11 protein-coding genes are annotated in these 14108 nt (G+C 61.0%); 7 read left to right on the top strand and 4 right to left on the bottom strand.

Features of this window, described 5'->3' with window-relative positions; genetic code table 11:
• Window positions 1-6 precede the first annotated feature (6 nt).
• The 4 genes from ACYZUM_RS21805 to thiO are packed head-to-tail and all read left to right on the top strand — an operon-like array spanning window position 7 to window position 5138.
• Complete coding sequence (locus ACYZUM_RS21805; protein ID WP_108183843.1) at window positions 7-486, top strand: pilus assembly PilX family protein; 480 nt, start codon at window positions 7-9, stop codon at window positions 484-486.
• On the top strand, window positions 473-3562 hold the full coding sequence (locus ACYZUM_RS21800) for a pilus assembly protein (RefSeq protein ID WP_108183842.1): 3090 nt from the start codon (window positions 473-475) through the stop codon (window positions 3560-3562). Before ACYZUM_RS21805 ends, ACYZUM_RS21800 begins: the two co-directional genes overlap by 14 nt.
• Window positions 3563-3577: 15 nt before the next feature.
• Entirely contained in the window at window positions 3578-3979 is a 402-nt protein-coding gene (locus tag ACYZUM_RS21795) for a type IV pilin protein (RefSeq protein ID WP_041065326.1), read from the top strand.
• A 58-nt stretch (window positions 3980-4037) separates the two neighbouring features.
• Complete coding sequence (gene thiO / locus ACYZUM_RS21790) at window positions 4038-5138, top strand: glycine oxidase ThiO (protein WP_108183841.1); 1101 nt, start codon at window positions 4038-4040, stop codon at window positions 5136-5138.
• Between the two features lie 113 nt (window positions 5139-5251).
• Here thiO and ACYZUM_RS21785 read toward each other — a convergent pair whose 3' ends face one another.
• The 4 genes from ACYZUM_RS21785 to ACYZUM_RS21770 form a co-directional block, all read right to left on the bottom strand.
• On the bottom strand, window positions 5252-6598 hold the full coding sequence (locus tag ACYZUM_RS21785; RefSeq protein WP_108183840.1) for a sigma-54-dependent transcriptional regulator: 1347 nt from the start codon (window positions 6596-6598) through the stop codon (window positions 5252-5254).
• Window positions 6595-8184 carry a sensor histidine kinase gene (locus tag ACYZUM_RS21780; protein WP_108184434.1) on the bottom strand — a complete coding sequence of 530 codons (1590 nt, stop codon included), beginning with the start codon at window positions 8182-8184 and terminating at the stop codon, window positions 6595-6597. The genes ACYZUM_RS21785 and ACYZUM_RS21780 overlap by 4 nt, the downstream gene beginning before the upstream one ends.
• Window positions 8174-8407, bottom strand: coding sequence for a PP0621 family protein (locus ACYZUM_RS21775; RefSeq protein WP_027612810.1), 234 nt, complete (start codon window positions 8405-8407; stop codon window positions 8174-8176). Before ACYZUM_RS21775 ends, ACYZUM_RS21780 begins: the two co-directional genes overlap by 11 nt.
• Before the next feature lie 125 nt (window positions 8408-8532).
• Entirely contained in the window at window positions 8533-9555 is a 1023-nt protein-coding gene (locus ACYZUM_RS21770; protein ID WP_041065336.1) for an outer membrane protein assembly factor BamD, read from the bottom strand.
• A 151-nt stretch (window positions 9556-9706) separates the two neighbouring features.
• Here ACYZUM_RS21770 and rluD point away from each other — a divergent pair, with 151 nt between their 5' ends.
• The 3 genes from rluD to clpB all read left to right on the top strand — a co-directional run bounded on the left by rluD (window position 9707) and on the right by clpB (window position 14084).
• Window positions 9707-10669: a 23S rRNA pseudouridine(1911/1915/1917) synthase RluD gene (gene rluD / locus ACYZUM_RS21765; protein WP_047296633.1), complete on the top strand. Its 963-nt coding sequence runs from the start codon at window positions 9707-9709 to the stop codon at window positions 10667-10669.
• Window positions 10666-11388 (top strand): peptidoglycan editing factor PgeF, encoded by a 723-nt coding sequence (gene pgeF / locus ACYZUM_RS21760; protein ID WP_108183839.1) that lies wholly within the window; start codon window positions 10666-10668, stop codon window positions 11386-11388. The genes rluD and pgeF overlap by 4 nt, the downstream gene beginning before the upstream one ends.
• 131 nt (window positions 11389-11519) lie before the next feature.
• The gene (gene clpB, locus ACYZUM_RS21755; RefSeq protein WP_108183838.1) at window positions 11520-14084 is read left to right on the top strand and encodes an ATP-dependent chaperone ClpB; all 2565 of its coding nucleotides are present in this window, start codon (window positions 11520-11522) and stop codon (window positions 14082-14084) included.
• Window positions 14085-14108: the final 24 nt, after the last annotated feature.

The following is a 14108-nucleotide window of genomic DNA, read 5'->3' as shown; positions in this document are numbered from 1 at the left end:
GGGCTGATGAACGTTGCATTCAACCAGCGGCAAAACCAGCGCGGAATGGCGCTGCTGGTCAGTCTGGTGTTCCTGTTGCTGTTGACCTTGATCGGGCTGTCCTCGATGCAGAGCGCCAACCTGCAGGAGAAAATGGCCGGCAGCGTCAGCCTGCGCAATCAGTCGTTCCAGACCGCCGAGGCTGCGCTGCGTATCGGCGAGAGTGCGGTGCAGCTCGACAGTTACTCGCTGGCGGTGTGTGCCAATACCACGCAGTGTGCGCCGCCAGCAGAGTCCTCGGTGGTCAGTGCGGCGGGGCTCAATTCGACTTCCGGCGTAACGTGGGTCGCAGCCGGTAACGGCTTTTATGGTGTACAGAACATCGGTACCACTCTGACGGCGGTCAACGTGCCGAGCAACACGTCAGCGACCCTGTATCGGGTTACGGCAGTCGGCATTGCCGGTACGTCGCGCAGTGTGGTGGAGAGTGTCTATGCGAAGTATTGAGCGCTGCCGGACACTGTTGACGGGCATGCTGCTGGGCTTGTATCTGGCGGCGCCGGCGTATGCGTTCACGCCGTCCGATTCGCCACTCTTGAGCGCAGCGGCGGTGCCGCCCAACGTGATGTTGCTGATCGACGATTCCGGCAGTATGAACAGCATCATTTACGCGGCAGGATTCGACCCGAACGTCACGCGCACCCCGGCCCGGCAGTGCAATGCGTTCCTTGGCCTGTGTTCGGCATTGAATGCGCCCGCGATTACCGGCGATCCGGTGTTTTTATCGAACCTGCCGACATCCGGTTGTTCCGGCGGCGCCTTCGCCTTCTACAACAACAGCATTGCACCGCTGTGCCTGAAACTGCCTGATCCGGTAGGCGGCGGCAATACGCGCTACACGGGGGATTACATTTCTTATGTGGTCAGTCTGGCGATCAACAACGGCACCCGCGACTTCACCACCGGGGCGATTCCCAACGACTACCGGATCAACGTTGCGCGTAACGTGTCCACCGCCCTGGTCACCAGCAACCGTAACTTGCGCATGGGCCTGTCGACCTTCAACCCGGTCACCAACAACAATCCCGGGAATGGTGGATACATCGCCCGCGCCATCAGCGACCTGTCTCCGGTGTCCGGCAGCGTGACCCAGGCGCAGGCCGACACCAACTACAACGCGCTGATTTCCTCGATTAACGCTTTAGGTGCCGTGGCCAACACGCCGCTCGCGGAAACCTACTACGAAATCACCCGCTACATGCGCGGCATGGCGCCGTACTACAACAGCACGCCGACGACTTACACCAGTCCGATCCAGTACCGCTGCCAGAAAAACTACGGCGTGGTCATCACCGACGGTTTGCCGACTTACGACCGCACCTTCCCGAGCAATGATCCTTTGGGTGGCAGTCGTCTGCCGAACTGGGACGGCATCAACAATGACGGCAACAACCTCAATGGCGATAACGAGGGTGACACTCTGTATCTGGATGACATTGCCAAATTCGCCTTCGACATCGACATGCGTTCGACGGGGACCGACGCTGCCGGCAAAAGCTGGAACGCGGTGGATTTTCCCAAGCAGAACATGAATACCTACACCGTCGGTTTTACCGCCGACAACGACATGCTCTCGGACGCTGCCAGCTACGGACAGGGCCGCTATTACCAGGCGACCGACAGCACCGGTCTCAACACCGCATTGTCTTCGGCGTTGAGCGATATCACCTCCAAGGCCGGTTCCGGCGGCGCGGGAGTCACCAGCGGCACCACGCTGGCCAGTGGCACCAGTTATTTCCAGACCAGCTACGACCCCAAGGACTGGCGTGGCACGATCAAGTCATTCGGCTTCACTTCGGCGGGCGCGGTGAACACCTCGGCGGCCCTGTGGACCACCGATACCACTATCGTCCCGGGCGCGACCGCACCGACCTATCAATCGTGGAACACCAGCAGCAACGCCGCCGTGACGCTGGCCTACGGCAACTTTTCCGCGACCCAACAGACGGCGCTCAGTCAGAGCCTGCCCACCGGCATCAGCGGCAGCGATCTGGTGGAGTGGAGCAAGGGCACCAACAAGACCGGGCTCAAGGTGCGCAGCGTATTGCTCGGCGACATCATCAACTCGCCACTGGTGCTGGCTTCGCCCAGTGATAAAACCGCCTCCGACCTGTCGGGCGACACCACTTACACCACGTACCTGACCACCAAAGCAGCGAACATGAATTCGAGTCTGGTGGTGAATGCCAACGACGGCTTCGTCAACGTGATCAACTCGGCCAACGGCACTCGACGTTATGCCTACATGCCGTCCAGCGTGTTGTCGTCGCTACGGCTGATTGCCGATCCGGCGTACATCAATGGTGTCAGCCACAAGTTTCTGGTGGACGGTCAGGTCGGTGTGTATGACGCGCAAATCAACAGCGCCTGGAAAACCCTGGCCATCGGCGGCACCGGTGCTGGCGGCAAGACTTTCTACGCGCTGCAACTGTTCGACGCGTCTGCGGGCAATGTGCTCAATGCCTTGTGGGAAGTCAGCGCACCCGCCACAGCGAACACAGCCAACGCATTTAATGATCTGGGTTATGCCTACGCGCGGCCGGAAGTGGCACGCTTGGCCGACGGTCGCTGGGCGGCGTTCATTGCCAATGGTTATGGCAGCAACTCCGGAGTGGCGGCGTTGTATGTGCTGGATGTGCGTGACGGTTCGTTGATCAGGAAGATCGTCATCGACAGCACCGAGACCACCAATGGTCTGTCGTCGGTCAAGCTCAAGGTCAATTCTTCGAACGTGGTGCAGGCCGCCTATGGCGGTGATTTGAAAGGGCGCCTGTGGAAATTCGATCTGAGCGCGACGTCGACCGACAGCTGGGGCGTGGCGTTTTCCGGCAAACCACTGTTCACCACGGCGGGCGGTGCGACTCAGCCGATCACCGCGCAGCCGCTGCTGGCGGACAATTCGCTGGGGGGCAAACAGATCTTCGTCGGCACCGGCAAATTCAACGAGACCGCCGACAAGACCAACAAGGATTTGCAGGCGTTCTACTCGGTGTGGGATGCCGACGGCAGTTCCGGACAGTTGACGGTCAGCAGTCTGCAGGCGCAGGCGGTGACCGGCGTGTTCTCCGGCAGCACCGGGCAGTTCATCACTACCAGCCAGAACGACACGACCTATCCGGGGGAGAAGGGCTGGTATCTGCCTTTGGTGTACAACAATGTGCTGACTGGCGAGCGGGTGATCAATCAGGCCAGTCTGGTGCTCGGACGCATCGTGTTTACCACCGCCAGTGTCGACACCACGGACCCTTGTGCCAGTTTCGGTACCGGCAAACTGGTCGAACTCGATGCGTTCAGCGGTAAGATGCTCAACTACGCGGTGCTCGACACCAGTTCCGATGGCGTGGTCGACAGCAACGACACGATCTCCAGTGGCGTGGTGTTCACCGGCGGGATTCCGACCCTGAACGCCATCGTCAACGGCGGGACTCGCAAGCTCGTCAACGATTCCAGTGGCACCGTGACCACGCTGGTGGAAAAACCCGGTGGCGGCAGCCGTCGTATCATGTGGCGACAAATACAGTAAGTGAGAGATTGAGGCATGCGCAGATTCAACCGGGGCTTCACCCTGATCGAAATCATGATCGTGATTGCGATCATCGGGATCATCATCACCATCGCCGCACCGAGCTACACCGAGTACCTGAAAAAGGGCCGGCGCGCCGAAGTGGTGTCGCTGCTTTCGGAACAGGCGCAGATCCTCGAGCGCTTCTACACCAAAAACAACGTCTACACCGGCATCACCGGTCTGAGCACGGGCAATGATTTCTACACCATCACCCCGACGATCGCTGACCAGACCTTCCTGCTGACCGCCACCCGCAAGGCCGGTACGACCATGGCGACCGACAAGTGCGGGGATTTCACCCTGACCAACACCGGCGTCAGAAGCATGAACAACGCTACCACCGGGCTGACCACCAAGGATTGCTGGGGCCGCTGAGGTAACTTCTTACGGGCGCCTCTTTGCGCCCGCTGTCTTTATTACGGTTGGATCAAACATGACCAGGCAACAGCAAGTGGTGATTGTCGGTGGCGGGGTGATTGGCCTGCTGACCGCCTACAACCTCGCCTCCGAAGTGCGCAGCGTGGTGCTGCTGGATCGCTCGAACGTCGGCCAGGAATCGTCCTGGGCCGGTGGCGGCATCGTTTCCCCGCTGTACCCGTGGCGCTACAGCCCGGCCGTCACTGCGCTGGCGCATTGGTCGCAGGATTTTTATCCACAGCTGGGCGAGCGGCTGCTTGCCGATACCGGAGTTGATCCCGAAGTGCACACCACCGGCCTGTACTGGCTGGATCTTGAAGATGAAACCGAAGCACTGGCCTGGGCTGAGCGGGAAAACCGTCCGCTGCGGGCTGTGGATATCTCGGCGGTGCACGACGCGGTGCCGGTGCTGGGTGGCGGGTTCGCCCGGGCGATCTACATGGCCGATGTGGCCAACGTCAGAAACCCACGGCTGGTGAAGTCGCTGAAAGCGGCGTTGCTGGCGCTGCCGAACGTGACGATTCACGAGCAATGCGAAGTCAGCGGGTTTGTTCGCGAAGGCGAGCGAGTGAGTGGCGTCGAGACGTCCAAGGGCCTGATCCGCGGCGAGCAGATCGTGCTGACGGCCGGGGCATGGAGCGGTGATCTGCTCAAGACATTGGATCTGACGCTCCCGGTCGAGCCGGTCAAGGGCCAGATGATTCTCTACAAGTGTGCAGCGGATTTCCTGCCGAGCATGGTGCTGGCCAAGGGACGTTATGCGATTCCGCGTCGCGACGGGCACATTCTGATCGGCAGCACGCTGGAGCACGAAGGCTTCGACAAGACCCCGACCGAGGTCGCGCTGGAGAGCCTCAAGGCTTCGGCAGTCGAGTTGCTGCCGGCGCTGGCGGAGGCCGAAGTGGTGGGGCATTGGGCCGGTTTGCGCCCGGGCTCGCCGGAGGGTATTCCGTATATCGGCCGGGTGCCGGGGTTTGACGGTTTGTGGCTGAACTGCGGGCATTACCGCAACGGCCTGGTGCTGGCGCCGGCGTCGTGTCAGTTGTTTGCCGATGTGATGCTCGGGCGTACGCCGATTATCGATCCGGCGCCGTATGCGCCTGAAGGTCGTATTTAGTCTGATATTTTCTGTAGCCTGGCAGATCGCTTTCGCGAGCAGGCTCGCTCCCACCGTTGATCTTTGTCGGTCACAAAATCCAATGTGGGAGCGAGCCTGCTCGCGAAGGGCCCTCAATCCAGACCGAGTTTCTTCAGCCGATAGCGCATCGAGCGAAATGACAGACTCAAGCGCTGCGCCGCTGCCGTGCGATTCCAGCGGGTTTCCTCCAACGCCTGCAGGATCAGCTTGCGCTCGACGTTCTCCAGATAATCCTCAAGGTTGTCGATCCGGGTAAGATCGGCGATGCCGCCCTCGACCGCGCAATTACCTTCGCTGAGGCGTAAGTCTGCCGCCTCTATCAACTGGTTTTCACACAGCGTGTGCGCCCGTTCGAGGACGTTTTCCAGCTCTCGCACATTCCCCGGGAAGCGGTAACTCTTCAGCGCCTCAAGCGCCTGTGGGTGCAGGCGGGCCGCCGCTCGACCGCTGCCTGCCGCCAGACGCTGGAGCATGTGCGCAGCCAATACCTGAATGTCATCGCGCCGTTCGCGCAGGGACGGCACGCGCAGTTCGATCACGTTCAAGCGGTAATACAGGTCCTGGCGAAAGCGCCCGGCGGCGACCTCGGCCTCGAGATCCTTGTGGGTAGCACAGAGAATGCGCACATCGACCACCGCTTCCTGCTGCCCGCCGACACTGCGCACGGCTTTCTCTTGAATCGCCCGCAGCAGTTTGACCTGCATCGCCAGCGGCAGGTCCGCCACCTCGTCGAGAAACAGGGTGCCGCCGTGCGCGGCCTGGAACAGCCCGGGCTTGTCCTCGACCGCGCCGGTGAAGCTGCCCTTGCGATGGCCGAAAAACTCGCTTTCCATCAGCTCGGACGGAATCGCCCCGCAATTGACCGGCACAAATGGCTTGCTGGCGCGCGGTCCCTGTTCGTGGATCAGCCGTGCGACCAGTTCTTTGCCGCTGCCCGACTCTCCGCTGATGTAGACCGGCGCCTGACTGCGCGCCAGCTTGTCGATCTGTTTGCGCAGATCGCGCATGGGCAGCGAGTCGCCGAGCAGGCGCCGATCTATCGACGTGCCGGCGCCGCCCACCGCCGGCATGCGCAACGCGGTGCTGACCAGTTCGCGCAAGCGCGTCAGATCAACCGGCTTGGTGAGGAAGTCGAAGGCGCCAGCCTTCAACGCGTTGATCGCGGTTTCCAGACTTCCATACGCGGTGATCATCGCCACCGGCAGTTGTGGATGACGTTGCTGAATGTGCTGCACCAGGTCCAGCCCCGTGCCGTCGGGCAGGCGCATGTCGGTCAGGCACAGGTCGAACGCATTGCGTTGCAACAGCGCCTGGGCTTCGCCGAGGTTGCGAGCACTGAAGGTGTCGAGTTTCATCCGTCCCAGGGTGATTTCCAGGAGTTCGCGGATATCCGGCTCGTCGTCGACGATGAGGATTTTTTGCCGTGGGCTCGTGTTCAACTTTGTTTCCGTCCGTGAGCAAAGGTGATGCGAAAGCAGCCGCCGCCTTGGCGTGGTTTGAAGTCTAGGCGCGCCTGGTTGCTTTCGCACAGCTCACGGGACAGATAAAGCCCAAGGCCGGTGCCCTGGCTGCTGGTGGTGAAGAAGGGTTCGAACAGATGCGGTTGTTGATCCAGTGGTACACCGGGGCCATTGTCCTGGACTTCAAGCACCGCCAGCTGGCTCTCGGGGTCGATGAGCAGCGCCAGCCAGACCTCGGCCTGCTCGTGCAGCAGGGCGCTGTGGCGCCAGCCGTTACGTAACAGATTGTCGAGAATCTGCGTGAGCTGATCCGGATCCATCAACGTGATGAAGTCCCCGGAATTGATCCGCAAATGAATCGACTGCCGCTCGCTCGCCTGTTCGCGGCTCTCGGCAACGAAGTGCTCCAGCCATGGCTTGAGATCCAGGCGCTGAGGGGCGCTCTGCTGGCGGCGCGACAGTTGCAGGACGTTTTCGATGACTCGGTTCATGCGCTGGGAGTGGTCTTGAATGATCTGCGTCAGACGCCGATCCGCACCATCGAGTTCCTCGGACTCGCCCAGCAGCTGCGCGGCGTGACTGATGGCGCCCAGTGGATTGCGGATTTCATGGGAGATGCCGGCGGTCAGGCGCCCGAGCGCGGCGAGCTTGAGTTGCTGGGCCTGCTGCGCGACTTGCGCCAGATCTTCGAGGAACACCAGGGTTTGCTGGTTGGGGCTCTGATCGAGGGCGATGAAGTTCGGTTGCAGTTCCAGGCCGTTGCCGGGAATCTTCAGACTCTGCGGGCGCAGGGTCGGGTTGCTCAGCCACAGTTGCAGGCGCTCGACCAATGCCGGCGAATAGTCGCTGATCAAATGGCCTTCAAGATGCGACTGGGCCAACAGCGTCTTCGCACTGTGGTTGGCCAGCTGGACCCGGCGCTGCTCGTCGAGCACCAGAATGCCGGTACGCATGCGTTGCAGAATCAGAGCGTTGAGGGCTTCAAGGCTGGTGACTTCGCTGGCGCGCTGTTCGGCGAGATTTTCGCTGACTTCCAGGCGCCGGATCAGGCCCTGGACCAGCAGCGATGCGGCAAAACACAAGGCGCCCAAGGTTCCGGCTTGCAGATAGTCATTGGCGCTCAGGGGATGGCTCAAGCTCAGCAGGAAGCTTGAGCCGACAATGCCAAGTGCGCCGATGGCGGCGATCAGCAGGCCAATGCGCCGGCGCAACAAGGTGTTGCTGATCGCCACCGAGACAATCAGCAGGTTGCCGATCGCGCTGGCCACCCCGCCCGCCGCGTAGAACAAACCGCACAACAGCAGCACATCCACCAGCGCCAGACTGAACAGCTGCGAGGGCCGCCGGGTATTTTCCAGAAACACCACCAGCAGGATGTTCAGCACCAGATACAACCAGCTGCCACTGCGCAGCAGATCGTCGTCGGCCGACGTCAGCAGGCGATTGTCCATATTGCTGGAGATCAGCAGCACCAGTGTGATGCCGACACTCAAACGGTAAAGATGATAAAGGCGCAGCAGGCGCTGTGCCTGTTTACGGTCGGCGTTGGCGGCCTCAGCGATCACTGGCACCCGGGCCTTGCTCAAGATGAGCCTGGCTGCAATACCATTGTTGCTGAAGGTTCAGCGCGCGGTCGCGGGGCAGATGCACGCCGCAGTGGGCGCAGCGCACCATCGGTGCGGCGTCTTGCTCGCGGGGCGATTGAGCAGACGAGGCGGGCGCCTTGAATTTGCGCCACAGCCATACCGCGGCGAAAATCAGGACAATCCAGAACAGTAAACGAAGCATGATGGGCGGCTTTTCGGCTAATGATTCGGCAGTTTAGCCAAGGAGCCGGCAGGCGCACAGACTATTAACGCGCCGCCACAAAAAAGGGAGATCCGCAGATCTCCCTTTTCATGTAACCGATGTGATCAGTCGAACACGCCGAAGGTCATGTAGCTGAACCACGAACGATCTTCGTTGTTGCCTTCGGCTTCATGACGCTCTTCCTCGATCACGTCGCCGTTTTCGTCTTTAGGCTTGAGCTCGTTCGGGATCGCGTCTTTCGCGTCCTGGAACTGTTTCTGCACGTCCTGGTTGGCGCGGGTTTCTCCCGGCGGCAGCGGTGGACGCGACTCGATCAGGCCCAAAGTCGCCTTGCTCAGGAACGAGCGGTTGTCGGCTTCGGCAACCGATGGCACGAACTGACCGTCCTGCAGACTCGGATGATTCGGGTAGTTGAGTTTCAGGGTTTCCAGACTGGTAGCGGCCAGTTCGTCCAGGTGCAGACGCTGGTAAGCCTCGGTCATCACCGCCAGGCCGTCGCCGACCGATGGAGTTTCCTGGAAGTTTTCCACTACATAACGGCCACGGTTGGCGGCAGCGACGTAGGCCTGACGGGTCAGGTAGTAGTCGGCTACGTGGATTTCGTAGGCGGCCAGCAGGTTGCGCAGGTAGATCATGCGCTGCTTGGCGTCCGGCGCGTAGCGGCTGTTCGGGTAGCGGCTGGTCAGTTGGGCGAACTCGTTGTACGAGTCGCGGGCAGCGCCAGGGTCACGCTTGGTCATGTCCAGCGGCAGGAAGCGCGCCAGCAGGCCGACGTCCTGGTCGAACGAGGTCAGGCCCTTGAGGTAATAGGCATAGTCCACGTTCGGGTGCTGTGGGTGCAAACGGATAAAACGTTCGGCGGCGGACTTGGCAGCTTCCGGCTCGGCGTTTTTATAGTTGGCATAAATCAGTTCAAGCTGTGCCTGATCCGCGTAGCGACCGAACGGATAACGCGACTCCAGAGCCTTCAGCTTGGCCGTGGCGCTGGTGTAGCTGTTGTTGTCCAGGTCGGTCTGAGCCTGCTGGTACAGCTCGGCTTCGCTCAGGTTTTCGTCGACGACTTCCTTCGATGAGCAAGCAGCGGTCAATGCGAGGATGGCGATCAGCAGCAGGTGTTTCACTTGCATGGCGGCTTGCGTCCCTATGACGGCCGCTGTCTTGGGCGGGGCCGTCCTGTTATGATGAGCGCCCCGTTGAAAAGCCTCGGGGCAAAAGACGCCGTATTTAACCACAAGCGCGCAGCCGAAACCAAAGGCTGTGCCGACGCCCAGTCAGAGCATGTCCGATAAAATTGAACTTCGCGCAGAGGTGCCGTCCGATTTGGGCGGCCAACGCCTCGATCAAGTCGCCGCCCAACTCTTCGCTGAGCACTCACGCTCGCGCCTTTCCGCCTGGATCAAAGAAGGTCGCCTGACTGTGGACGGGGCGGTCATCCGCCCGCGCGACATCGTGCATGGCGGTGCCGTCCTTGAGCTGACTGCCGAGCAGGAAGCCCAGGGCGAGTGGATCGCCCAGGACATCGAGCTCGACATCGTCTATGAAGACGACGACATCCTGGTGATCAACAAGCCTGCGGGCCTGGTGGTGCACCCGGCTGCCGGCCACGCCGATGGCACCTTGCTCAATGCCTTGCTGCACCACGTGCCGGACATCATCAATGTCCCGCGTGCCGGTATCGTGCATCGCCTGGACAAGGACACCACCGGTCTGATGGTGGTGGCCAAGACCATTCAGGCGCAGACCAAGCTCGTTGCCCAACTGCAAAGCCGCAGCGTCAGCCGGATCTACGAGTGCATCGTGATCGGTGTGGTGACCGCCGGGGGCAAGATCAACGCCCCGATCGGCCGTCATGGTCAGCAGCGCCAGCGCATGGCGGTGATGGAGGGCGGCAAGCCGGCTGTCAGTCACTACCGCGTGCTGGAGCGTTTCCGGTCCCACACGCACGTGCGGGTCAAGCTGGAAACCGGCCGGACCCACCAGATCCGTGTGCACATGGCGCACATCAACTTCCCGTTGGTCGGCGACCCGGCGTACGGCGGGCGTTTCCGCATTCCGCCGGCGGCGAACCCGACCATGGTCGAGTCGCTCAAGCACTTCCCGCGTCAGGCGCTGCACGCGCGTTTCCTTGAGCTGGATCATCCGACCACCGGTGAACGCATGAGCTGGGAATCGCCGTTGCCGGAAGATTTCGTCTGGCTGCTGACCTTGCTCAAGCAGGATCGCGAGGCCTTCGTCGGATGAACTGGCTGACGCCGGACTGGCCTGCGCCGGCCAGCGTCAGGGCCTGTGTCACCACCCGCGAGGGAGGTGTCAGCGAGGCGCCGTTTGACAGCCTCAATCTGGGCGATCATGTCGATGATCGCCCGGACGCAGTCGCCGAGAATCGTCGGCGTCTGACCGAACATTTCTCTATAAAGCCTGCCTGGTTGCAGCAAGTGCACGGCATTGTCGTGGCTCATGCTGAGCCGGACGTGGTGGCCACCGCCGATGCCAGTTGGACGGCAACTCCCGGGATTGCCTGCACGGCGATGACCGCAGATTGTCTGCCGGCATTGTTCTGCAACCGTGCCGGCACTCGCGTCGCGGCGGCTCACGCCGGTTGGCGCGGGTTGGCGGCCGGCGTACTGGAAGCCACCCTCGATCATCTCGACACCGCTGCGGCGGACGTGCTGGTCTGGCTCGGCCCGGCCATCGGCCCGAAAGCCTTTGAGGTCGGCCCGGAAGTACGCGAAGTCTTCGTCAAGCAACTGCCGGAAGCGGCAGCCGCCTTCGTGCCCAGCCGCAATGCTGGCAAGTTCATGGCTGACATCTATCTGCTGGCGCGCCTGCGTCTGGCGGCCAAAGGTGTCACGGCGGTTTATGGTGGCGGTTTCTGCACGGTGACCGATCCGCGCTTCTTTTCTTACCGCCGTGCGTCGCGCACGGGGCGCTTTGCCTCACTTGTCTGGCTCACCCGCTAAGCTTGTCTGATCTACATCAATCTCCCGACGCTTGAATCTCCCAGAATCGACCGCATCTACAGTGGTATCTGGCAGGTTTCTTTATTCAGGATGGTTTTTAGGTCCGACCTGCTCAAAAGGAAGGTGACCCCATGCGTATAGACCGTTTAACCAGCAAATTACAGTTGGCGTTGTCCGACGCCCAATCCCTGGCCGTTGGCCACGATCATCCGGCCATCGAGCCGGCGCACTTGATGCAAGCCATGCTTGAACAGCAGGGTGGTTCGATCAAACCCCTGCTCATGCAAGTGGGCTTCGACGTCAACAGCCTGCGCAAAGAGCTGACCAAAGAGCTCGATCAATTGCCGAAAATCCAGAACCCGACCGGCGACGTCAACATGTCGCAGGATCTGGCGCGCCTGCTCAATCAGGCTGATCGTCTGGCCCAGCAGAAGGGCGACCAGTTCATTTCCAGCGAGCTGGTGCTGCTCGCCGCGATGGACGAAAACAGCAAGCTCGGCAAACTGCTGCTCGGCCAGGGCGTGAGCAAGAAAGCCCTGGAGAACGCAATCAACAACCTGCGCGGTGGTGAGGCGGTGAATGACGCCAACCACGAAGAGTCGCGTCAGGCACTGGACAAATACACCGTCGACCTGACCAAGCGCGCCGAAGACGGCAAGCTTGATCCGGTGATCGGCCGTGACGACGAAATCCGCCGTACCATTCAGGTGCTGCAACGTCGCACCAAGAACAACCCGGTGCTGATCGGTGAGCCTGGTGTGGGTAAGACCGCGATTGCCGAAGGTCTGGCCCAGCGCATCATCAACGGCGAAGTGCCGGACGGGCTCAAGGGCAAACGCCTGTTGTCGCTGGACATGGGCGCGCTGATTGCCGGTGCCAAGTATCGCGGTGAGTTCGAAGAGCGCCTCAAAGCACTGCTCAACGAACTGTCGAAGCAGGAAGGGCAGATCATTCTGTTCATCGACGAGCTGCACACCATGGTCGGCGCCGGTAAGGGCGAAGGCTCGATGGATGCCGGCAACATGCTCAAACCGGCATTGGCTCGCGGCGAGTTGCATTGCGTCGGCGCAACCACGCTCAACGAGTACCGCCAATATATAGAGAAGGATGCCGCCCTCGAACGGCGCTTCCAGAAAGTGCTGGTGGACGAGCCGAGCGAAGAAGACACCATCGCCATCCTGCGTGGCCTCAAGGAGCGTTATGAGGTTCACCATAAGGTGGCGATCACTGACGGTGCGATCATCGCGGCCGCCAAGCTCAGCCATCGCTACATCACTGATCGGCAGTTGCCGGACAAGGCCATCGACCTGATCGACGAGGCTGCCAGCCGCATCCGCATGGAGATCGACTCCAAGCCGGAAGTGCTCGATCGTCTGGAGCGTCGGTTGATTCAGCTCAAGGTTGAATCCCAGGCACTGAAGAAAGAAAGCGATGAAGCGGCGATGAAGCGCCTGGAAAAACTCCAGGAAGAAATTGTCCGCCTCGAACGTGAGTACTCGGATCTGGAAGAAATCTGGAACTCGGAAAAAGCCGAGGTACAGGGTTCGGCACAGATTCAGCAAAAGATCGAGCAATCGCGTCAGGAACTGGAAGCCGCGCGCCGTAAAGGCGACCTCAACCGCATGGCCGAATTGCAGTACGGGGTGATCCCGGATCTGGAGCGCAGCCTGCAAATGGTCGACCAGCACGGCAAGAGCGAGAACCAGTTGCTGCGCAGCAAGGTGACCGAAGAGGAAATCGCCGAAGTCGTTTCGAAGTGGACCGGTATTCCGGTGTCGAAAATGCTCGAAGGCGAGCGCGACAAGCTGATGAAGATGGAAAGCCTGTTGCACCAGCGCGTGATCGGTCAGGACGAAGCGGTGGTCGCGGTGGCCAACGCCGTACGGCGCTCGCGTGCCGGGCTGGCGGATCCGAATCGTCCGAGCGGTTCGTTCATGTTCCTCGGCCCGACCGGGGTCGGTAAAACCGAGCTGTGCAAGGCGCTGGCCGAATTCCTCTTCGACACGGAAGAGGCAATGGTGCGGATCGACATGTCCGAGTTCATGGAGAAACATTCCGTGGCGCGGCTGATCGGGGCACCACCAGGCTACGTAGGTTACGAGGAGGGCGGTTACCTGACCGAAGCGGTACGTCGCAAGCCTTACTCGGTGATCCTGCTGGATGAGGTCGAGAAGGCGCACCCGGACGTGTTCAACATCCTGCTGCAAGTGCTGGAGGATGGACGCCTGACCGACAGCCACGGACGTACGGTGGATTTCCGTAATACCGTGATTGTCATGACCTCGAACCTCGGCTCGTCGCAGATCCAGGAACTGGTCGGTGACCGTGAGGCGCAGCGTGCAGCGGTGATGGACGCGCTGACCAGTCACTTCCGTCCCGAGTTCATCAACCGGGTCGACGAAGTGGTGATCTTCGAGCCATTGGCGCGGGATCAGATCGCCGGCATTACCGAGATCCAGCTGGGCCGTCTGCGCAGTCGTCTGGTCGAGCGCGAGCTGAAGCTGGAACTGAGCCCGGAAGCGATGGACAAGCTGATTGCCGTGGGTTACGACCCGGTGTATGGCGCACGTCCGCTCAAACGTGCGATCCAGCGCTGGATCGAAAACCCGTTGGCGCAGTTGATCCTGTCAGGGCATTTCCTGCCGGGCGACACGGCAACCGGCAAGGTCGTGAACGACGAAATCGTTTTCGACTGAGCGGTAAAGCCAGTGAAATAAGGA

This window comes from Pseudomonas sp. m6p, from assembly GCF_055760375.1.
This window is presented reverse-complemented; position numbering and strand designations above follow the sequence as displayed.